This window comes from Microbacterium sp. F01, assembly GCF_056156365.1.
The window spans coordinates 1917455-1938415 of sequence record NZ_CM149592.1; the positions used below are offsets into that span (position 1 = coordinate 1917455).

Genomic DNA, 20961 nt, shown 5'->3' on the forward strand with positions numbered 1-20961 from the left:
TCAATCACCACGGTAGAGAAGGGCGCGCTCGGATATGCGCGCGGCGAGCCGGTCGGGTCCGGCAGCCAGGATGCTGCGGCTCTCAGACGCTACCACCGCTTCCTGCAGGACGCCGAAGCGCTCACCGAGATGACGCGGTTCCGCGCCCTGGTGGCCGAAGCCCGGGCCCAGGATCGGCGCCACCGGGGAGAAATCCCGGAGGCCGGCATCCGGCCAGTCCACCGTGCCGCCGATGACGAAGCCGACGCTCCCCCATTCGCCGTCGGGCGTGGTGCGCGCGTTGCGTTCGGAGACCTCGCGCACGATGCCGGCCGAGACCGTGTCGCCGTCCACGTGGTGTGCGCGCTGCAGCCCGAGCGCCTCGGGGTTGCTCGTCGCGGCGAGCACGAACGCGCCCTTGCCGTGGCGCAGCGCGAGGTCGAACGTGCTGTCGAGGGCGCCGACCCCGAGGAACGGGTTCACGGTGAGCGCGTCGGCCTCGAGCGGCGAGCCCGGCGTGAGCCACGCCTGCGCGTACGCGTCCATCGTGGTGCCGATGTCGCCCCGCTTGGCGTCCGCGATCACGAGGAGTCCGGCGTCACGCGCCGCCGCGAGCACGTCCTCGAGGGCGGCGAAGCCCGCCGAGCCGTGCACCTCGAAGAACGAGACCTGCGGCTTGACCACGGCGACCCGGCCTGCCGCGGCCTCGACCACGCGCAGGCCGAATTCGCGCACACCGGCGGCCGAGGCATCCAATCCCCACTCGGCCAGCAGGTGGGCGTGCGGATCGATGCCGACGCACAGCTGACCGTGCGTCGCCATCCCGGCGCGGACGCGTTCTCCGAATGAGGTCATGCAGCTCCCTGTCGATCGGCGGCGTACTCCTGCAGGCTCTTGACGTCGAAGCCGTTGCGCAGCACCGGCAGCGCGCTCACCGCGGCGCCGAGGACCGCCATCGTGGTGAAGAGCGCCTTGTCGCCTGCGACGGCCGCGGCGCGGATCTCGTAGCCGTCGGCGCGGGTGGCGCCGCCGGACGGCGTGTTCACGACGATGTCGATCTCGCCGGCGTTGATGAGGTCGACGATGTTGGTGTCGCCCGAGTCCTGCGTCTCGGAGTACTTGCCCACGACGCGCACGTCGATGCCGTTGCGCGAGAGGATCTCGGCGGTGCCCTCGGTCGCGACGAGGTCGAAGCCGAGCTCCTGCAGGCGGTGGGCCGGGAGGATCACGGCGCGCTTGTCGGCATCGGCGACCGAGATGAACACGGTGCCCGACTGGGGCATGCCGCCGTAAGCGGCCTCCTGCGACTTCGCGAACGCGGTCGGGAAGTCGCGGTCGATGCCCATGACCTCGCCGGTCGAGCGCATCTCCGGGCCGAGCACCGAGTCGACGGTCTGGCCGTCGCGCGTGCGGAACCGCTTGAAGGGCAGCACCGCCTCCTTGACGGCGACGGGGGCGTCCAGCGGCACGCGCGAGCCGTCCTGCTCGGGCAGCAGCCCCTCGGCCTTCAGTTCGGCGATGGTGGCTCCGGCCATGATGCGCGACGCGGCCTTCGCAAGCGGGATGCCGAGAGCCTTCGACACGAACGGCACGGTGCGGCTCGCGCGCGGGTTCGCCTCGATGACGTAGAGCACGCCGGCCGAGATCGCGAACTGCACGTTGAGCAGGCCGCGTACGCCGACGCCCTCGCCGATGGCGCGCGTCGCCTCGCGCACGCGGTCGATGTCGGTGCGGCCGAGGCTCACCGGCGGCAGCGTGCACGACGAGTCGCCGGAGTGGATGCCGGCTTCCTCGAGGTGCTCCATGACGCCGCCGATGTACAGCTCGTCGCCGTCGTACAGCGCGTCCACGTCGAGCTCGATGGCGTCGTCGAGGAAGCGGTCCACGAGCAGCGGCAGCCCGGGTCCGATGATCGCCTCGCCCGCGACGCGCACGAAGTAGTCCCGCAGCGCCTCGGTCGAGTAGACGATCTCCATGCCCCGGCCGCCGAGCACGAAGCTCGGGCGGACCAGCACCGGGTAGCCGATCTCCTCGGCGACGGCGACGGCGCCCTCGACGTCGATCGCGGTGCCGTTGCGCGGCGCGACGAGTCCGGCGTCGTCGAGCAGGCGCGAGAAGAGCTCGCGCTCCTCGGCCAGGTCGATCGCGGCGGGCTTGGTGCCGAGGATCGTGTAGCCGGCCTCCTCGATGCCCTTGGCGAGGCCGAGCGGCGTCTGGCCGCCGAGCTGGCAGATGACGCCGAGGATCTTCCCCGACTGCGCCTCGGCGTGCAGCACCTCGAGGACGTCCTCGAGCGTGAGCGGCTCGAAGTACAGGCGGTCCGAGGTGTCGTAGTCGGTCGACACCGTCTCGGGGTTGCAGTTGACCATGACCGTCTCGTAGCCCGCGTCCGACAGCGCGAACGACGCGTGCACGCAGGAGTAGTCGAACTCGACGCCCTGTCCGATGCGGTTCGGGCCCGAGCCGATGATGACGACCTTCGTGCGCTGGGACGGCGTCACCTCGGTCTCGAAGTCGTAGCTCGAGTAGTGGTAGGGCGTCAGCGCCGGGAACTCCCCCGCGCAGGTGTCGACCGTCTTGTAGACGGGACGGATCCCGAGACCGTGACGGATGCCGCGCACCTGCGCCTCGCTGTCACCGCGCAGCTGTGCGACCTGGGCGTCGCTGAAGCCGTGCTCCTTCGCGATGCGGAGGGTGGCGGCATCCAACTCCCCCGCCTTGGCGACGAAGTCGGCGACCTCGTTGATCAGGACGATCTGGTCGAGGAACCACGGGTCGATCTTGGTGGCTTCGAACGCCTGCTCGATCGTCGCGCCCTTGCGCAGCGCCTGCTGCAGCACGACGATGCGGCCGTCGGTCGGGGTCTTGGCGATCTCGAGGAGCTCCTCCACCGAACGCGGCTCGTCGCCCCAGTGGAAGCTCGACCCGCGCTTCTCGAGTGAGCGCAGCGCCTTCTGCAGCGCCGTGGCGTAGTTGCGGCCGATCGCCATCGCCTCGCCCACGGACTTCATGGTGGTGGTGAGGGTGGTGTCGGCGGCCGGGAATTTCTCGAAGTTGAAGCGCGGCACCTTGACGACGACGTAGTCGAGCGTCGGCTCGAAGCTCGCGGGCGTCACCTTGGTGATGTCGTTGGGGATCTCGTCGAGGCGGTAGCCGATGGCGAGCTTCGCGGCGATCTTCGCGATCGGGAAGCCCGTCGCCTTCGAGGCGAGCGCCGACGAGCGCGACACGCGCGGGTTCATCTCGATGACGATGATGCGCCCGTTGGTCGGGTCGACCGCGAACTGGATGTTGCAGCCGCCGGTGTCGACGCCCACCGCGCGGATGATGTCGATGCCGATGTCGCGCAGCTTCTGGTATTCGCGGTCGGTGAGCGTGAGCGCCGGGGCGACCGTGATCGAATCGCCGGTGTGGACGCCCACCGGGTCGACGTTCTCGATGGAGCAGACGACGACCGTGTTGTCGGCGGTGTCGCGCATGAGCTCGAGCTCGTACTCCTTCCACCCGAGGATCGACTCCTCGAGCAGCACCTCGTTCGTCGGCGAGTCGTGCAGGCCGGCGCCGCCGATGCGACGCAGGTCCTCCTCGTCGTACGCGAAGCCCGATCCGAGACCGCCCATCGTGAACGACGGGCGCACGACGAGCGGGTAGCCGAGCTTCTCGGCGCCGGCGAGCAGTTCGTCCATGGTGTGGCAGATGACGGATGCTGCGACATCGGCGCCCGCCGCGAGCACGAGCTCCTTGAAGATCTGGCGGTCTTCGCCCTTGTTGATCGCCTCGAAGTCGGCGCCGATGAGCTCGACGTCGTACTTCTCGAGGATGCCGTGCTTGTGCAGGTCGATCGCGGCGTTGAGGGCCGTCTGGCCGCCGAGCGTCGGCAGGATCGCGTCGGGCTTCTCCTTCGCGATGATCGTCTCGATCACGCGCCAGTTGATGGGCTCGATGTAGGTCGCGTCGGCGAAGTCCGGGTCGGTCATGATCGTGGCCGGGTTCGAGTTCACGAGGATGACGCGCACGCCCTCCTCCCGGAGCACGCGGCAGGCCTGCGTGCCCGAGTAGTCGAACTCGCACGCCTGGCCGATGACGATCGGCCCGGAGCCGATGACCAGGACGGAGTTGATGTCGTCGCGCTTGGGCATTACTTCGCGGCCTTCTTCTCGAGGTTCGCGACCACGAGGTCGCGGAAGCGGTCGAACAGGTAGTTGGCATCGTGAGGACCGGCGGCGGCCTCGGGGTGGTACTGCACCGAGAAGGCCGGGATGTCGAGCGCGCGCAGGCCCTCGACCACCCGGTCGTTGAGGCCGACGTGGCTGACCTCGACCTTGCCGTAGCCGTTCGGGCTGTCGAACTCGCCCTCGACGGGGGCGTCGACGGCGAAGCCGTGGTTGTGCGCGGTGATCTCGACGCGCCCTGTCGCCTTGTCGAGCACGGGCTGGTTGATGCCGCGGTGCCCGAACGGGAGCTTGTAGGTGCCGAGGCCGAGCGCGCGGCCGAGCAGCTGGTTGCCGAAGCAGATGCCGAAGAACGGCAGGCCGTCGTCGAGCACGCCGCGCAGCAGGTCGACGTGGTCGCCGGATGCCGCCGGGTCGCCGGGACCGTTCGAGTAGAACACCGCGACCGGGTCGATCGCGCGGATGCCGTCGATGGTGACGTCCTGCGGGAGCACGTGCACCTCGAAGCCGCGGGCGGCGAGGTTGTCGACCGTCGCCTGCTTCACGCCGAGGTCGAGCACCGCGAGGTTGCCGATGCGCTCGCCCTGGGCCGGCGTGACCTCCGCGGCGGCGACCGACACCTGGGCGGAGAGGTTCTGGCCCGCCATCTCGGGTGCCTCGCGCACGAGACGCAGCTGCTCGTCGGGGTCGATCCGAGCGGCCTCGCCCGAGAAGATCGCGCCGCGCATGCTGCCGGCCGAGCGGATGTGCCGCGTGACCGCGCGCGTGTCGATGCCGCTGATGCCGATGACGCCGTCGTTCACCAGCGCGTCGTCGAGCGACTCGTCGGCGCGCCAGTTCGACACCACGCGGGAGGGGTCGCGCACGATGTAGCCCGACACCCAGATGCGCCGGGACTCGGGGTCCTCGTCGTTCATGCCGGTGTTGCCGATGTGGGGTGCCGTCTGCAGCACGATCTGGCCCGCGTATGAGGGATCGGTCAGCGTCTCCTGGTAGCCGGTCATGCCGGTGGCGAAGACGACTTCGCCGATGGTGGTGCCGAGGGCGCCGTAGGCGCGTCCGACGTGGCGGGTCCCGTCCTCGAGCACGAGGACTGCCGGGTCGGTCTGGAACAGGGAGGTCATGCGTCGGTTCCCGTCTGGGTCGGGGGAAGGATGCCGGCCACGGCGTCCGCGAGAGCGCGGGCCGAGGCATCCTGGGGTCGGAGATAGGAGTCGACGACGGTGCCGTCGTCGAGGCGCCACGCGAGGCGCACGAGGCCGTCGGGCTCGACCACGCGGTCGATCGCGACCGTCGCCTGCGCGACGTCCTCGATGCGGTCGGCCGCGAGGAACACCCGCGGCTTGCCCGTCAAGTCGAGGGCGACACCGGCGTCGGTGACCGTCACGTCCGAGCGCGAACGGAATGCGAGACCGCCGATGGCGAGGCGCTCGAGCGGGTCGCCGTGGCGCGTGGTCGCGACGTAGAGCGTCGGGAACGCCGAGAGCGTCGCCGCTCCGGCGGGGATCTCGCCGACGGGCGCGACCAGCGCCGCGTCGCGCCGCGTTCGTCGCCACCAGGCCCACACCAGCACCCCGAGCAGCGCGATGGTGACCGCGACGATGACGCCGAGGGCGCCCTCGCGGGTCATGCGCGCACTCCCGGCGTGTCGAGGAGCGCGCCGTCGGCGACCGTGACGGTGCCCTGGTGCAGGGTCCAGCGGACGTCGCCCGGGAGCTCGCGGCCGAGGTACGGCGAGTTCACGCTGCGGCCCCGCAGGTCGTCGGTGGTGAAGGTGCGGCGCGGCGACGGGTCATAGAACGCGAGCGATGCGGGCTGGCCCTCCGTGAGCGGGGTGCCATGGCCGGCGAGGCGCCCAATGCGGGCGGGCTCGCGCGACATGACGCGGGCGACGTCCCCCCACGTGATGAGCCCGGTGTCGATCATCGACTGCTGCACGACCCGCAGCGCGCTCTCGAGGCCGACCATGCCGTTCGCGGCCGCGTGCCACTCGCACGCCTTCGCCTCGGCGGGGTGCGGCGCGTGGTCGGTCGCGACGATGTCGATCGTGCCGTCGGCGAGACCCTCGCGCACGGCGAGCACGTCCTCCTCGCGGCGCAGGGGCGGGTTCACCTTGAAACGGGCGTCGTAGTCGCGCACCAGCTCGTCGGTGAGGAGCAGGTGGTGCGGCGTGACCTCGGCGGTCACGTTCACGCCGCGGCGCTTGGCCCAGCGGATGATCTCGACCGACCCGGCGGTGGAGAGGTGGCAGACGTGCAGGCGCGAGCCGACGTGCTCGGCGAGGAGCACGTCGCGGGCGATGATCGACTCCTCGGCGACCGCGGGCCAGCCCGCGAGACCGAGCTCTGCCGAGACGGCGCCCTCGTTCATCTGCGCGCCCTCGGTGAGGCGCGGGTCCTGTGCGTGCTGCGCGATGACGCCGTCGAACGCCTTCACGTACTCGAGCGCTCGCCGCATGATGAGCGGGTCCCACACGCAGAAGCCGTCGTCGCTGAAGACGCGCACACGGGCGCGTGAGTCGGCCATGGCGCCGAGCTCGGCGAGCCGTTCGCCCTTCTGGCCCACGGTGACGGCGCCGATGGGCTGGACGGTGACGAAGCCGGCGGCCTCGCCGAGCGCGAGCTCCTGCTCGACGACGCCCGCGGTGTCGGCGACCGGGGACGTGTTGGGCATCGCGAACACGGCGGTGTACCCGCCGGCCGCTGCGGCGCGCGATCCGGTGAGGATCGTCTCGGATGCCTCGTACCCGGGCTCGCGCAGATGCGTGTGGAGGTCGACCAGGCCGGGAAGGAGCACCAGGCCGTCGACGTCGACCTCTGTCGCGCCGGCGCGGCTGATGTCGGGGCCGATGGCGGCGATGACGCCGTCCTCGACGAGGACGTCGGCAGCGGTCGATCCTTCGACGAGTGCTCCGCGGAAGAGAAGGGTCTCGCTCATCGGGTGTTCTCCTTCTCTGTGCCGTCCGGGGCATCCGCCGCCGTCGGGTTCTCGGTCGGGGTGCGCTCCGCGCCCGCCAGCAGCAGGTACAGCGCGGCCATGCGCACCGAGACGCCGTTGGTCACCTGCTCGAGCACGGTCGAGCGCGGCGAATCAGCGGCTTCTGCGGAGATCTCCAGGCCCCGGTTCATGGGTCCGGGGTGCATGACAATGCTATCCGCTCCCAGTGCCTGAAGTCGGCGGGCGTCCAGGCCCCAGCGGCGCGAATACTCCCGTTCAGTGGGGAAATACACCGCGTTCATGCGCTCCAGCTGGATGCGCAGCATCATGAGCGCGTCGGGACCCTCCGCGATCGCCTCGTCGAGGTCGTATCGCACCTCGACCGGCCAGTTGGTCATGTCCTGCGGCACGAGGGTGGGCGGCGACACCAGGGTGACGCTCGCGCCGAGCGTGTTCAGCAGCCACACGTTCGATCGCGCGACCCGCGAGTGCAGCACGTCGCCGACGATGGTGACCTTGACCCCGGCGAGGTCGCGGCCGCGGCTGTCGCCGCCGAACCGGCGCTTGCGGATGGTGAAGGCGTCCAGGAGCGCCTGCGTCGGGTGCTCGTGGGTTCCGTCGCCCGCGTTGACGACGCCCGCGCTGATCCAGCCGCTGGTGGCGAGGGTGCGCGGTGCTCCGGATGCCCCGTGGCGGATGACGACGGCGTCTGCGCCCATCGCCTGCAGGGTCTGCGCGGTGTCCTGGAGGGATTCGCCCTTCGAGACGCTGGAGCCCTTCGCGGAGAAGTTGATGACGTCGGCCGACAGGCGCTTCGCGGCCGCCTCGAACGAGATGCGGGTGCGCGTGGAGTCCTCGAAGAAGAGGTTGACGACAGTCTTGCCGCGCAGCGTCGGGAGCTTCTTGACCTCGCGCTGCTGCGTGTCGGCCATGTCTTCGGCGACGTCGAGGATGCGCAGGGCGTCCTCGCGGGCGAGGGTCTGGGTGTCGAGCAGGTGCCTCATGACTCGATCGTCACCTCCTCGACGCCGTCGTTCTCAGCGAGGCGCACGTTCACGCGCTCGTCGCGGGCGCTGGGCAGGTTCTTGCCGACGAAGTCCGGCCGGATGGGCAGCTCGCGGTGCCCGCGGTCGACCAGCGTCGCCAGCCGCACGGCGGCGGGACGGCCGATGTCCTGCAGGGCGTCGAGAGCGGCACGGATGCTGCGACCCGAGAAGAGCACGTCGTCCACGAGCACGACGACCTTGCCGTCGATGCCTCCGGCAGGGATCTGCGTCGGCTGCGGCGCGCGGGTCGGATTGCGGTGCAGGTCGTCGCGGTACATCGTGACGTCGAGCGATCCGACCGGGACGGGGGCGCCGCCGAACTGGGCGATGAGTGTGCCGACGCGGTGGGCGAGGGTGACGCCGCGAGTGGGGATGCCGAGGAGGACCAGTCCTTCAGGGCCTTTGTTGGACTCGAGGATCTCGTGGGAGATCCGAGTCAAAGCCCGGGCGATGTCGGCCTCGTGCAGCACGGTGCGCGTGCTCATCCGCCGCTCCCTTCTCCGCCTCACGGGACGGTGTTAAAGGTTGCTGTGATCGTCGTCCAGTCTACGACACGGCGAAGGCCGGACCCGAACCGGGTCCGGCCTTCGCCGCGTCGTGCGCCGCCGGTCAGCGGCGCGCGGGTCCGCGCAGCACGCGGGACGCGACGACGAGCGCTGCCGCGATCAGCACGACGTTCTTGAAGATGTACTGGCCGGTGAGCGTCGGTCCGACCGGACCGAAGACCTCCGCGGGCAGGAGCACGATCGGCGACAGGATGCCCACGAACGCGAGCGCGAGCACCACGAGCCCGATGCGGGCGAAAGCCCCGCCGGCGATGAGGAGCGCACCGGCTGCCACCTCGATCACCGCGGTCGCGACGAGAGCGGCCTGGCCGCTCACGAGGCCGAACGTGAGCTTCTCCCACGTGGCGCTCACGAGCGCCTCGACGGGGCTGATACCGGGGAAGAATTTGAGGACGCCGAACACGGCGAAGACCGCGCCGAGTGCGACGCGCAGCGCGGGAATGCTCCAGCGCTGCAGCGAGGCCTTCAGCCCGGCCTCGGCGCGTGCCTCGAAGGCGATCGCGGCGCGCAGGATGTGGGGGCGACGGGTCGAGGTGGGCACGACGCCGCCGGCGCCGTGGATGGGAACGGTGGTCATGGCGTGATTCCTTCGGGTTCTGATCGCCCGCGATCGCAGGCACGGTGATCAGGACCCACCGGGGGCGCGGGGTGATACGAACCGCGTCGGATCAGCGTCGACTCCACACAAGTCCCGCGAGCAGAACGCCGAGTTGTTGTAGAGGATCTACAACAACTCGGCGTTCCAGGTTCATCAGGCCGCAGGGCTCGTCGCCGCGCGGTACAGGTCGTCCTCGGCCTGGGAGGCCCGGATCGGGTGCCCCTGGCTCGTGAGGCACTTCCCGCTCGCGAGGTCCCACTTCCAGTCGTGCAGCGAGCACGTGAGCACGCCGTCCTCGATCTTCCCGGTCTTCGTGAGGTCGGCACGCAGGTGGGGGCAGCGGCGCTGCACGATCCACTCGCCGAGCTGGGCGTCCTCGGTCTGGTCGGTCTGCTCGGCGTACCAGTTCTCGACGTATTCGATGCGGTCGCGCGAGAGGCACTTGAGGAAAGTCGTGAGGAACTCGTTGAACTTGCCGCTGCGCCCGACCTCGAACTGCATCGACAGGAAGATCGAGTTCGACCAGTCGATCTCGTGGTCGGCGATGTTGGTCGAGACGAGGTCCGCGGGGATCGTGTACCAGTAGATGCACTCGTCGCCTTCGGCGTACTCGCGCACCTTCGCCTTAGGGAAGTCCACGACCATGTCGAGTTCGCCGATGCGGAAGCGCACCACGCCGCCCACGCCGCCCCGGATCGTGCGGGCCCGTCGCAGCAGCGGCTCCCACCACTCCTTGATCGCGGCGAGCATCTCGGCGGGCGGCAGCACCGCGGCGCGGGTCGCCTCCTCGGCGCGCACCTCGTCCTGGCGCGCATCGCGCTGCTCGGCGAGGTACGCCCACTTGTCGTCGAAGATCCGGTCGATCTCGGCCTGCGTGTAGAGCGTCTGGGTCACCGAGATCTCGCCGCCGTTCAGCTCCACGACCGTGCCCGGCACGAACTCGTAGCCCTTCTGCTCGGGACGCAGTTCCGCCATGTGCGCGAGGAACTGGCGCTGGTCGGTGAAGATGGCGTCGTCGTCGAGCCCGTAGCCGTTGTATCTGAAGAGCTCCTCGCGGAGGAACATCGGCGGCCCCGCCATGGGGAAGACGTGTTCGGCGTCGACCTTGTCGATGTAGTACATGGCGCGCTTGTTCTGCGCGTCGCGCTTGAGCTTCGCGAAGTTCTGCTTGGCGTCCTGCGGCAGGTCGTAGACCATCGGCCACCAGATCGCGCCGGACACCTGCGTGAAGTACGCCTCGGGCTTCGAGAACGACATCAGCTTCTCGAGGTCGAGCGGATGCGAGTCGTTCTGGTTCAGGATGCTCGCGGTGCCGTCGTCGACGCTCAGCGACGAGTCGCCGATCGGACCATCACTGGGAGCGCGCAGCGGCGTCACCATGATCTTGAGGTCGCCGAATTCCAGCGGCACGCCGGCCTGCGTGTAGACGATGTTGTCGTAGCCGAGCCCCCGCAGGTCCTGCTCGAGGTCGTCGGTCGGATAGTCCGGCAGGAGGACCTTGATGCTTTTCGGCACGTGCTTGTGCATGAGCGCCGGGTCGAAGTGGTCGCGGTGGCGGTGGGAGATGTACAGGAAGTCGGCCTTGCCGTACTTCGCCCAGTCGAGCGCCCGGTTGTCGGGGAACGGGAACCACGACCCGAAGAAGGTCGGCCCGATCACCGGGTCGCAGAGGATGCTTCCTCCCGCCGTCTCGATGAACATTCCGGCGTGGCCGAGGCCCGTGATGCGCATGGGGTTGCCCTCCTGTCGAACCAGACGAGTCTAGGCGAGGCCCGCCGGGTGGACCGGATCGCCCGCCGTGCAAAACCGGATCCGCTCGAGCGGGACCGGCGGTGGCGTCACTCCTCGAACAGCCCGCGGATGTCGTCGGCGGTGAGCGCCTGTCCGAACAGCGCGTCGTCGTCCATCACCGAACGGAAGAGCCGCGCCTTGCGCTGCTGCAGCGCCATGACCTTCTCCTCGATCGTGCCGTTCGCGATGAGGCGGTAGACCATCACGCTCCGGTGCTGACCGATGCGGTGCGCGCGGTCGACCGCTTGCGCTTCGGCTGCGGGGTTCCACCACGGGTCGAGCAGGAAAACGTAGTCCGCCTCGGTCAGCGTCAGGCCGAACCCGCCCGCCTTGAGGCTGATCAGGAACACGGGTGCCTCTCCCCCGCGGAAGGCGGCGACGGCGGCATCGCGGTCGCGCGTCGATCCGTCGAGGTACGCGTAAGGGATGCCGCGTGCCTCGAGCTGCTTCGCGACCAGACCCAGGAACGACGTGAACTGGCTGAACACGAGCGCGCGGTGCCCCTCGGCCAGCGATTCGTCGAGCTGCTCGAACAGCGCGGCGAGCTTGCTGGGAGCGATGCCCGCGTGCGCGGGGTCCACCAGCTCGGGCGCCAGGCTCAGCATGCGCAGGAGCGTCAGCGACCGGAACACGATGAATCGGTTGCGGTCGAGATCTTCGAGGAGCCCGAGCACCTTCTGGCGCTCTCGCTGCAGCACGGTGTCGTAGAGCGCGCGGTGAGCGGCGCCCAGCTCGATGCGCACCTCCTGCTCCTGCTTGGCGGGGAGATCGGCGGCCACCAGCTCCTTCGTGCGCCGCAGCACGAGCGGACGGATGCGGCGTCGCAGCCGCGCGAGGCGGCCGGCGCGATACGCGCCGCCCTCCTGGTTATCGGGCACCTTGCCCTTCTCGATCGGCCCGACGTACTCCTCGCGGAACCGTCGGCTCGAGGCGAACAGTCCGGGCGCGGTCAGCGACAGCAGCGCCCACAGCTCGGTGAGGCTGTTCTCGAGGGGCGTGCCGGTGACGGCGAACACCACGTCTGCCGACAGGTCGCGCGCGGCCCGGTACGCCTTGGTCTGGCTGTTCTTCACGAACTGCGCCTCGTCGAGGATCAGCCCCGCCCACGTGACGGCACCGAACTCGCGCTCGTCGAGCCGGAGCAGCGTGTACGACGTGACGACGATGTCGGCCGAGGCGGCAGCATCCGTCACCGTCGTTCCGCGCTTGGCGCGCGTCGCGTCGATCACCGCCACCCGCAGACCCGGCGTGAAGCGCGCAGCCTCGCTGCGCCACGTCGAGAGCACCGACGTCGGCGCCACCACGAGGAACGGCCGCCGCTCGCCGTGCTCGCGCGCGTGGGCGACGAGTGCGAGCAGCTGCAGCGTCTTGCCCAGGCCCATGTCGTCGGCGAGGATCCCGCCGAGCCGGTGCTCCCACAGGAACGCGAGCCAGTCGAAGCCGACGCGCTGGTAGGGCCTCAGCTCGGCATCGAGTCCCGACGGCAACGGAGCGGAGGGCACTCCGTCCGCGTCGCGCAGCGCCGCGACGGTCGCGTGCCACGACACCGCGGGCTGCGCTTCGTCGGCGAGGTCCTCGAAGTCCGCCCAGAGCGCGGTCTGGTAGCGGCTGATGCGCGGCCCCGTCTCCCACTCGTCGAGCTCGCCGGCCTCGTCGATCAGGTCGCGCAGGCGCTGCAGCGACGGATGCGACAGCGAGAAGTAGGCGCCGTCGCTCAGGAGGATCTTCTTGCGGCCGCGCGAGAGCGCCGTGAACAGGGTGCCGAACGGGATGCGGCGGCCGTCGATCGTCACGACGACCCCCAGGTCGAACCAGTCGGCGTCGTTCGTCTCGACCGTGGTGATGTCGATGCGCGGGTCGCCGCCGAGCTCGCGGTACTGCGGTCGCTCTCCCGAGATCTCGACGCGGACGTCGGCGTCGGCCTCGAGCAGCGGCAGCAGCCGGGACGCGAACTCGGCCGCGTCGAGGCCCGTCAGCGTGTCGGCGGAGGCGAAGTCCACGGGTGCGTGGTCATGCCACAGCGACTCGACGCGGCCGCGGATCGCCGCCTCGGCCGCCGGATCGCGATCGTCGCCGGTGGAGTCGAGCCCGAGGAGGTCGCCGACTCCGTAGCGCCACGACAGCGTGTAGACCAGCCGGTGATTCGGCTCGAAATGCACGCGCGCGACCAGCTCGGGCCGCGGCGGCGGCGCGATGTCGAGCCCGGGCGCGTCGATCTCGATCCGGCGCGCGATCCGGGGCAGGTGATCGCGGACGAATTCCTCGGCCTCCGCGCCCGGCACCACGACCGCCTCGCGCGCCGTGAGGAGCGCGGGCACGGGGTCGGGCAGGGCGACGGCGGCGAGCACGAGGTCGATGCGCTCGCGGTCCACCGCGAACCGGTATACACCGGTGCGTCCGACGGGGCGGAGGGCCGCAGCATCCGTCCGCTCGCCGTCGATCGTGACGATGGGCGTGATCTCGAGCCCACGGCCGGTGCGATGCGCGCCCACGGAGACGGTCGCCGATGCCGCCAGCGCGACGGTGGTGGTGCGTTTGGTCGGGACGAACGGGATGCCGCGTTCCGCCGCGCCCGCGAGGTGCGGCCAGAGCAGGCTCGACTCGATGTCGTCGAGCGTGAGCCATTCCGACACGTCGGAGAAGGCGCCGAACGAGCGGACGTCACGCCCGATGCTGTGGAGCTCCGCGAACCAGCGCGCCTGCGCGGGGTCGAAGGCTGTGGTCGGCCGGCGCAGCGCGTCCCATGAGACGCCGCCCTTGATCCACGCGTCGGAACGAGCCGAGCGCTCGAGCGGGCGAAGGCCGACGAGCACGTCGGCACCGTGCTGGTGCAGTCCGCGCGGCGTCGCCGCCTCGACGCGCGCCGGCGCCCACGTGGACGCGCCGCGGCGGATGCGCTGCCGGAGCTCGATGCCGAGGGCGAGCGGGGTCCGGGCGCGTTCCGTCGTCGCCGAGGGTACGAACACGTCGCGCCACGACGACGCGCGGTCGGGCGCAGGCGCGGCGGCCGCGAGCCGGTTGCTCGCGAGCAGCGTCGCGACCGTGTGCTTGCAGTCGAACTGGACCGGGCACGTGCAGGAGGTCGCCGCGATGGGATGGTCGGCGCGCTGCGGGTCGAGCCTCACGCGGCAGCGGTACGTGCGTCCGCCGCTGCCGGCGACGACAGCCTCGATGACGGAGGTCAGCGGGTCCCACTCGACGCGTTCGACGGCGCCATCGGCGAAGTACCCGACACCGCGCTCGTACGTGCCGCTGTCGGCGAACCGCCGGATGTGCCCGGGGTCGACGAACGGAGGGGGTCCGGCGGACGGCGGGGTCACGGCATCCATCCTGCCCGCTCCCGCCGACGCCCGGACGGGCGCCCGCTCGTCGTCAGCTCGCGCGGGCGATGCGGGCGAGGACGCCGTGGACGAAGGGCCCCGACTCGTCGGACGAGAACTCCTTCACCAGCTCGACGGCCTCGTCGATCGCGACCGCCGTGGGCACCTCGTCGTTGAAGAGGATCTCCCACGTGCCGATGCGCAGCACCGCACGGTCGACCGCGGGCATGCGGGCGAGCGTCCAGTCCTTCGCGAACGTCGTGATCTGCTCGTCGATGGCGTCCTGGTTGTCGATCACGCCGTCGACGATCTCACGCGCGTAGAGCCACGAGGCCTGACGCGCCGGCTCGTTCGCCGCGCGCTTCGCCTCGGCCGCGAGCACCGTCGCGGGCGCGTCGCCGCGCACGTCCGCCTGGAACAGGATGTCGAGCGCGCGCTTGCGCGCCTTCGTACGGGCGCTCACGCCTTACTTCTCGCGACCGAGGTACTCGCCCGTGCGGGTGTCGACCTTGACCTTGGTGCCGGTCTCGACGAACAGCGGCACCTGGATCTCGTAGCCGGTCTCGACGGTCGCAGGCTTGGTGCCGGCCGACGAGCGGTCGCCCTGGAGGCCCGGCTCGGTGTACGTGATCTCGAGGATGACGGATGCCGGGAGCTCGACGTACAGCGGGTTGCCGTTGTTGAGCGCGATCTGCACCTGCTGGTTCTCGAGCAGGAAGTGGGCGGCATCGCCGACGGTGGCGGCACCGACGTTGAGCTGGTCGTAGTCCGCGACGTCCATGAAGACGAAGTTGTCGCCGTCGTTGTAGAGGTACGTGAAGTCGCGGCGGTCGACGTTCTCGATGTCGATCTTCGCGCCGGCGTTGTAGGTGCGGTCGACGACCTTGCCCGAGACGACGTTCTTCAGCTTCGTGCGGACGAAGGCGCCGCCCTTGCCCGGCTTGACGTGCTGGAACTCGATGACGTTCCAGAGCTGGCCGTCGATCGAGAGGACGACGCCGTTCTTGATGTCTGCGGTGGAGGCCATGAGGGTAGGAATCCGTTTCGTTGAAGTGCGTGGAGGCGGACGCTCCCCCGTGAACGAGCTCAGGGGTCGGACCTGCCGACGTTCGATTCTACGGGATGCCTGGTCCCCGGCCGATTCGTCAGCCCTCGGCCTGCCCGGTGATGATGTCGATGAGGCGTGCGACAGCCGTCTCGTAGCCGGGGACGCCCTCGCCGATCACATGGATCACGGCGACGTCGGCGACATAGGAGTGGTGGCGGAACTCCTCGCGCGCCATCACGTCCGAGATGTGCACCTCGGCCACCGGCAGCCCGACGCCCGAGAGTGCGTCACGGAGCACCACGGACGTGTGGGTCAGGCCGCCGGGATTGATGACGATGCCGGCGCAGTCCTGGCGCGCGTCGTGGATCGCGTCGAGGAGCACTCCCTCGTGGTTGCTCTGCACGGCCCGCACCTCGAAGCCGCGCCGGGCGGCAGCATCCGTCGCCAGGCGAACGACATCGGCGAGCGTCGCGGTGCCGTAGATCTCGGGCTCTCGGGTGCCCAGGAGGTTCAGATTGGGGCCGTTGACGAGCAGCAGGCGGCGAGGGGCGGTCATGCTCGCACGATATCAGCGCGCGCGGCGCCCGCTCGCTGCGCCGAGAGCCTGACGGGCGCGTTCCCGGCGCCATAGCCGTTGTACCGGCCGCGGCGCTCGACGAACTCGCAGAACAGGTCGCCGACCGTCGCGGTGTAGAAGTGCAGGTACTCGCCCTCCGCGTCGCGATCGAAGACGAGGTCGAGCTCCCGGAGCGTCGCGAGGAGGTCGTCGTCGAGGTCGAACCGCGCCGCGAGGTCCTCGTAGTAGTTGCGCGGGATGGCCAGCGGCCGGAGCCCCTTCGCCTTGGCGGCGCGCGCGAGCGCGACGATGTCGTCGCACGCGAAGGCGACGTGCTGGGGCGACGCCCCGGGCCGGCCCGACAGGATCGGCGGCGACACGTTGAGGGGGATGCGGATGGAGCCGTCCGCAGACTGGATGACGCGGCTCTGCACGAGGCCCTGAGGGCTCGCCACTTCCGTCGAGCTCGCCGTCGGAAGTGAGAGCACCGAGGAGAAGAAGAGGACCGCCTCGTCGGCGACCTGCCAGGGCTGGCCGAGACTCACGTGGTCGACGGCCGTGATGGGGGTGTCGCGCAGGGGTGAGCCGTGCTCGAACTCGGCGGCCCACGACGGTTCGATCTCGGTGCCACGCGACGACCAGAAGACCTCGGTGCCGTCGGGCGCGGTCGCGCCGTCGAGCAGCTGCTCCCCCGCGTACGTGCGCCGGTAGGCGAACGGTGTTCCCAGCTCGGCGGCGCGCGCGGTGAGCGCGGCGGCATCCGCAACGTCGAACCCGACCGCCGCGATGTGCGGATCGAGGTCGCGGGCGTGCTGCTCGTTGAGCACGACGCGGGCGTCGCCGGCCGTCCACAGCGTGACGGGCTTCGTGCGGTGCTTGCCGCGCGGGGTGAATCCGACCGTCGCGAGGAGCGCCTCGATGCTCGAGGTGTCCTCGGCCTTGATCTCGACGAAATCGAACCCGAGGGGCGTCCCGCTGTCGGCGAGCGTATCGAGTTCGGCGGGCGCGGCGGGCCCGAACTCCCGTGCGACGGCGTCTTCGAGCCAGCGCAGAGACCGGCGCGCGTGGACCGCGGTCCCTCGCACGTCGACCTGTCGGAAGGTGTCGTTGAAGACCTCGAGGGAGACCGGGCCGTCGTAGCCGGCGCGCAGGACATGGGTGAGGAACCGCGTGAGATCGAAGCTCCCCTCACCGGGAAAGAGACGGTGGTGGCGGCTCCACGAGAGGACGTCCATCGAGAGCGCGGGAGCATCGGCGAGCTGCAGGAAGAAGATGCGGTCGCCCGGGATGTCTTCGATCGCCTGCGGATCGTGGCCCCGCGACAGGATGTGGAAGGAATCGAGGCAGATGCCGACCGCGGGATGGTCCGCGAGCTGCACGATCCGCCATGCGCGACGGTAGTCGTCGACGAACTTCCCCCAGGCCAGTGCCTCGAAGGCGATCCGGACGCCGTGTTCCTGCGCGAGATCGCCGAGCCGGCGCAGCTGGGATGCCGACACCGCGTCGTCGTCGATCGTCGCTGTCGCGACGTTGCTGCAGCACAGGACGACATCGATGCCCATCCGCCGCATGAGGGAGAACTTCGCGTTCGCGCGCCGCAGCACGTCCTGGAACGCCTCCTCGTCGACGCCCTCGACGTCGCGCATCGGCTGATACAGGTCCAGGGTCAGCGCGAGGCGCTCCGCGAGCGCGCGGATCTCCTCAGGGCTCTCCGGCGCCGACACGAGGTCGGGCTCGAAGATCTCGACGCCGTCGAAACCCGCCGCGGCTGCCGCGTGGAGCTTCTCGACGAGGGTTCCGCTCATGCACACCGTCGCGATGGAGGTCCTCATGGCGTCACAATGTACCAGTTGGTACATTGTGACGCACCCCCTTCCTCGCCGGCGGCTCGGGCAGCGCCGACTATTCTGACGATCGTGCCCCCCGTATCGCGCGACGCCGAGCGGACGCGAGCAGAGCTCCTCGCGGTCGCCACAGAGGTGTTCGCGGAGGAGGGGTATTCGGGTGCCCGGGTCGACGACATCGCCGAGCGCACGCGCACGACGAAGCGGATGATCTACTACTACTTCGGCGGCAAGGAGCAGCTCTACCTCGCGGTGCTCGAGAACGCGTATCAGGGCATCCGCGAAGCCGAGCGGGCGATCGATGTCGACCACACGGACCCCGTCGCGGCGATCCGCCAGCTTGCCGAGCTCACGTTCGACCACCATGTGACGCACGACGCCTTCATCCGGCTCGTGGCCATCGAGAACATCCACCGCGGGGAATTCATCCGGCGGATCGACTCGCTCCGCACGCTCGCCCAGCCCGCCAAGACCCTTCTCGACGAGATCCTCGAGCGAGGACGCGACACAGGCGCCTTCCGCGCAGATGTCGACGCGATCGACGTCCACCTCGTCATCAGCGCCTACTGCGTGTTCCAGATCGCCAATCAGTACACGTTCGGCTACCTCTTCGACGTGTCGTTCACCGACCCGGATCGCCGTAGCCACCTGCGATCCCTCATCGGCGACGTCGTCGTCGGCTGGCTCACGAGCAACCCGCGATAACGGGCGCCCTCGGCGCTGCTCCGCTCGGCCGGGTGCGCCGTGGCGGGCGCGCCGGCCGGAGGTCGCGGCATCCCTTCGCGCTTGACATCGACGATCTGTCGTGGTTTTCTCTGAACGTACCAGTTAGTACATAGACGTACCGGTCGGACGAAGGAGTGCCATGGACCAGACCTCGCCCTTTCTCGTCGGGCTCGTGGGCACGGGCGTGACCCCTTCGCTCACGCCGGCGATGCACATGGCCGAAGCCCGCTCGCTCGGCATCGACTACGTCTACCGCGCGATCGATCTCACCGAGCTGAGCCTCGCCCCCGATCAGCTGCCCGACATCCTGGCGTGGGCGCGCAGACTCGGATTCGACGCCCTCAACGTCACGCACCCCTGCAAGCGCCTGGTCGTCGAGTACCTCGACCGCATCGACCCGCTCGCCCAGGCGCTCGGCTCCGTGAACACGGTGCTCTTCACCGAGGACGGACTCGCCGGCTACAACACCGACACGACCGGGTTCGAGACCGCCTTCCGCACGGGTCTGCCCGGCGTGGCCGTGGACGACGTGACCTTGCTCGGCGCGGGCGGCGCCGGTTCGGCCGTCGCCGACGCACTGCTCCGGGTGGGAACGAGGCAGCTGACGGTCGTCGACATCGACGCCGAGCGCGCCGGGGAACTGGCGGACGACCTCGCCCGACGCCACGGCGTCGAGGTGCGCCACGCCACCACGGACGCGCTCCCGAGCCTGCTCTCGTCGGCGTCTGGACTCGTGCACTGCACGCCCACCGGCATGAAGGAGCACCCGGGCACGCCGTTCGCCCCCGAGCTGCTGCGGCCGGAGATGTGGGTCGCCGACATCGTCTACCGGCCCCTCGACACCCCGCTCCTGCGCGCCGCCCGCGATGCCGGGTGCGCGACGCTCGACGGCGGTCGGATGGCGGTCCACCAGGCCGTCGACGCCTTCCGCCTCATCACGGGCCACCAGCCCGACCCCGACCGCATGATCCGCCATTTCCACGACCTTGTTGCGTCGGACCGCGTTCCGGCATGACACTCACCAGAGAAGGACGACCGATGACAACCACCGCAACGACGCGGAAGACCCCCGTGAAGGCGGCTGTCGCCAGCTTCATGGGCAGCGCCGTCGAGTACTACGACTTCTTCCTGTTCGGCTCCGCCGCCGCGCTCATCTTCCCCACCGTCTTCTTCCCCTCCGACAACCAGGCGGCCCTCGTGATGTCGTTCGCGACATTCGGCTTCGCCTACATCGCGCGGCCCGTCGGCGCCGTGATCCTCGGGCACTTCGGCGACCGGATCGGTCGTCAGAAGGTGCTCATGTTCACACTGCTGCTCATGGGCATCTCGACCTTCACGATCGGGTGCCTTCCCGGGTACGAGCAGATCGGCTGGGCCGCTCCGGCGCTCCTCGTCCTGTGCCGGCTCATGCAGGGCCTCTCGGCGGCGGGTGAGCAGGCCGGCGCTTCGTCGCTCACGCTCGAACACGCACCGGACGACCGCAGATCGTTCTTCACCTCGTGGACGCTCACGGGCACGCAGGGCGGCCAGATCCTCGCCGCGCTCATCTTCATCCCGGTCGTGCCCCTCCCCGACGAGATCAAGTACACGTGGGGCTGGCGCGTGCCGTTCTGGCTGAGCGCGATCGTGGTTCTCGTCGCCTTTTTCATCCGGCGGACGCTGCATGAGACCCCCGAGTTCGAGCAGGCGAAGGCGGACGGACGCATCGCACGGATGCCCCTCATCCCGCTCCTGCGGGACCACTGGCGTGACGTGCTCCGGGTGATCTGCTGCGCCTTCATCGCCGCGGTCTCCACGGTGTTCGGCAATCTCGCCATCGCATACGGCGTGGAGGTGGGGCTCAACGCCGCGATCACGCTGTGGCTGGTGGTCGTCGCGAACTTCGTCGCGCTCGGCACGCAGCCGCTGTTCGGCGCACTCGCGGACCGCATCGGCCGCAAGCCGGTGTTCATCTACGGCGCTCTGTCGTCGGCGGCCTTCATGCCCTTCTACATGCTGTCGATGGGCGCGGGGAACGAGTTCGTGACGTTCCTGCTCGCCGTGCTCACGTTCTCGTGCGGGTACGCGGCCGCCAACGCCGTATGGCCCTCGTTCTACGGCGAGATGTTCAGCACGCGCGTGCGGTTCTCAGGCATGGCGATCGGCACGCAGCTCGGGTTCCTCATGGCGGGCTTCGCGCCGTCCATCGTCACAGCGCTCGGCGGCGTGCAGGAAGGCGGCTGGGTCGTCATCAGCGTCTTCACCGCGGTCATCTCGCTCATCGCGACGGTGAGCGCCCTCACCGCACGCGAGTCGAAGAGCATTCCGACGGCCGAGCTCGGACTGCAGTCCGAGAAGCAGGAAGAGCTCGTGCCGGCGGTGTGACGAGCGCGGTCATC

General features: G+C 69.9%; 17 protein-coding genes. 3 read left to right on the plus strand and 14 right to left on the minus strand.

Annotation, left to right across the window (positions count from 1 at the left end; all coding sequences use genetic code 11):
* The 14 genes from pyrF to ACVN90_RS08810 form a co-directional block, all read right to left on the minus strand.
* Positions 1–834 (minus strand): orotidine-5'-phosphate decarboxylase, encoded by an 834-nt coding sequence (gene pyrF / locus ACVN90_RS08745; protein ID WP_475101737.1) that lies wholly within the window; start codon positions 832–834, stop codon positions 1–3.
* Positions 831–4118, minus strand: coding sequence for a carbamoyl-phosphate synthase large subunit (gene carB / locus ACVN90_RS08750; protein WP_475101738.1), 3288 nt, complete (start codon positions 4116–4118; stop codon positions 831–833). Before carB ends, pyrF begins: the two co-directional genes overlap by 4 nt.
* Positions 4118–5275, minus strand: a complete 1158-nt coding sequence (gene carA, locus ACVN90_RS08755) for a glutamine-hydrolyzing carbamoyl-phosphate synthase small subunit (protein ID WP_475101739.1) — start codon at positions 5273–5275, stop codon at positions 4118–4120. Before carA ends, carB begins: the two co-directional genes overlap by 1 nt.
* Complete coding sequence (locus ACVN90_RS08760; RefSeq protein WP_475101740.1) at positions 5272–5781, minus strand: PH-like domain-containing protein; 510 nt, start codon at positions 5779–5781, stop codon at positions 5272–5274. The genes carA and ACVN90_RS08760 overlap by 4 nt, the downstream gene beginning before the upstream one ends.
* Complete coding sequence (locus ACVN90_RS08765; protein ID WP_475101741.1) at positions 5778–7088, minus strand: dihydroorotase; 1311 nt, start codon at positions 7086–7088, stop codon at positions 5778–5780. The genes ACVN90_RS08760 and ACVN90_RS08765 overlap by 4 nt, the downstream gene beginning before the upstream one ends.
* Positions 7085–8092, minus strand: coding sequence for an aspartate carbamoyltransferase catalytic subunit (locus ACVN90_RS08770; RefSeq protein WP_475101742.1), 1008 nt, complete (start codon positions 8090–8092; stop codon positions 7085–7087). Before ACVN90_RS08770 ends, ACVN90_RS08765 begins: the two co-directional genes overlap by 4 nt.
* Positions 8089–8619, minus strand: coding sequence for a bifunctional pyr operon transcriptional regulator/uracil phosphoribosyltransferase PyrR (gene pyrR / locus ACVN90_RS08775; RefSeq protein ID WP_475101743.1), 531 nt, complete (start codon positions 8617–8619; stop codon positions 8089–8091). Before pyrR ends, ACVN90_RS08770 begins: the two co-directional genes overlap by 4 nt.
* 124 nt (positions 8620–8743) lie before the next feature.
* Positions 8744–9277: a DoxX family protein gene (locus ACVN90_RS08780; protein ID WP_475101744.1), complete on the minus strand. Its 534-nt coding sequence runs from the start codon at positions 9275–9277 to the stop codon at positions 8744–8746.
* A gap of 174 nt (positions 9278–9451) precedes the next feature.
* Positions 9452–11029: a Rieske 2Fe-2S domain-containing protein gene (locus tag ACVN90_RS08785; protein WP_475101745.1), complete on the minus strand. Its 1578-nt coding sequence runs from the start codon at positions 11027–11029 to the stop codon at positions 9452–9454.
* Positions 11030–11136: 107 nt separating this feature from the next.
* Positions 11137–14409 carry a DEAD/DEAH box helicase gene (locus ACVN90_RS08790; protein WP_475101746.1) on the minus strand — a complete coding sequence of 1091 codons (3273 nt, stop codon included), beginning with the start codon at positions 14407–14409 and terminating at the stop codon, positions 11137–11139.
* A 52-nt stretch (positions 14410–14461) separates the two neighbouring features.
* Positions 14462–14872 (minus strand): transcription antitermination factor NusB, encoded by a 411-nt coding sequence (gene nusB / locus ACVN90_RS08795; RefSeq protein ID WP_475101747.1) that lies wholly within the window; start codon positions 14870–14872, stop codon positions 14462–14464.
* A gap of 3 nt (positions 14873–14875) precedes the next feature.
* On the minus strand, positions 14876–15436 hold the full coding sequence (gene efp, locus ACVN90_RS08800) for an elongation factor P (RefSeq protein ID WP_376006277.1): 561 nt from the start codon (positions 15434–15436) through the stop codon (positions 14876–14878).
* A 118-nt stretch (positions 15437–15554) separates the two neighbouring features.
* Positions 15555–16013: a type II 3-dehydroquinate dehydratase gene (aroQ, locus tag ACVN90_RS08805; protein WP_475101748.1), complete on the minus strand. Its 459-nt coding sequence runs from the start codon at positions 16011–16013 to the stop codon at positions 15555–15557.
* Entirely contained in the window at positions 16010–17845 is a 1836-nt protein-coding gene (locus ACVN90_RS08810) for a TIM barrel protein (protein ID WP_475101749.1), read from the minus strand. Before ACVN90_RS08810 ends, aroQ begins: the two co-directional genes overlap by 4 nt.
* Positions 17846–17929: 84 nt before the next feature.
* Between ACVN90_RS08810 and ACVN90_RS08815 the strand changes: the two genes are divergently transcribed.
* The 3 genes from ACVN90_RS08815 to ACVN90_RS08825 all read left to right on the plus strand — a co-directional run bounded on the left by ACVN90_RS08815 (position 17930) and on the right by ACVN90_RS08825 (position 20947).
* A complete protein-coding gene (locus ACVN90_RS08815) occupies positions 17930–18562 on the plus strand; it encodes a TetR/AcrR family transcriptional regulator (RefSeq protein WP_475101750.1) in 633 nt (210 codons plus the stop codon).
* 160 nt (positions 18563–18722) lie between these two features.
* Positions 18723–19598 (plus strand): shikimate dehydrogenase, encoded by an 876-nt coding sequence (locus ACVN90_RS08820; RefSeq protein ID WP_475101751.1) that lies wholly within the window; start codon positions 18723–18725, stop codon positions 19596–19598.
* Between the two features lie 23 nt (positions 19599–19621).
* Positions 19622–20947, plus strand: coding sequence for an MFS transporter (locus ACVN90_RS08825; protein ID WP_475101752.1), 1326 nt, complete (start codon positions 19622–19624; stop codon positions 20945–20947).
* The last annotated feature ends 14 nt before the right edge of the window (positions 20948–20961 follow it).

Bases quoted from the DNA above. Each gene is read 5' to 3' on its own strand.
- efp (WP_376006277.1), bottom strand. From the start codon at position 15,436: ATGGCCTCCACCGCAGACATCAAGAACGGCGTCGTCCTCTCGATCGAC.
- ACVN90_RS08760 (WP_475101740.1), bottom strand. From the start codon at position 5,781: ATGACCCGCGAGGGCGCCCTCGGCGTCATCGTCGCGGTCACCATCGCG.
- aroQ (WP_475101748.1), bottom strand. From the start codon at position 16,013: ATGACCGCCCCTCGCCGCCTGCTGCTCGTCAACGGCCCCAATCTGAAC.
- ACVN90_RS08770 (WP_475101742.1), bottom strand. From the start codon at position 8,092: ATGAGGCACCTGCTCGACACCCAGACCCTCGCCCGCGAGGACGCCCTG.
- ACVN90_RS08810 (WP_475101749.1), bottom strand. From the start codon at position 17,845: ATGAGGACCTCCATCGCGACGGTGTGCATGAGCGGAACCCTCGTCGAG.
- ACVN90_RS08820 (WP_475101751.1), top strand. From the start codon at position 18,723: ATGGACCAGACCTCGCCCTTTCTCGTCGGGCTCGTGGGCACGGGCGTG.
- ACVN90_RS08780 (WP_475101744.1), bottom strand. From the start codon at position 9,277: ATGACCACCGTTCCCATCCACGGCGCCGGCGGCGTCGTGCCCACCTCG.
- ACVN90_RS08785 (WP_475101745.1), bottom strand. From the start codon at position 11,029: ATGCGCATCACGGGCCTCGGCCACGCCGGAATGTTCATCGAGACGGCG.
- ACVN90_RS08765 (WP_475101741.1), bottom strand. From the start codon at position 7,088: ATGAGCGAGACCCTTCTCTTCCGCGGAGCACTCGTCGAAGGATCGACC.
- carB (WP_475101738.1), bottom strand. From the start codon at position 4,118: ATGCCCAAGCGCGACGACATCAACTCCGTCCTGGTCATCGGCTCCGGG.
- ACVN90_RS08825 (WP_475101752.1), top strand. From the start codon at position 19,622: ATGACAACCACCGCAACGACGCGGAAGACCCCCGTGAAGGCGGCTGTC.
- pyrF (WP_475101737.1), bottom strand. From the start codon at position 834: ATGACCTCATTCGGAGAACGCGTCCGCGCCGGGATGGCGACGCACGGT.
- pyrR (WP_475101743.1), bottom strand. From the start codon at position 8,619: ATGAGCACGCGCACCGTGCTGCACGAGGCCGACATCGCCCGGGCTTTG.
- carA (WP_475101739.1), bottom strand. From the start codon at position 5,275: ATGACCTCCCTGTTCCAGACCGACCCGGCAGTCCTCGTGCTCGAGGAC.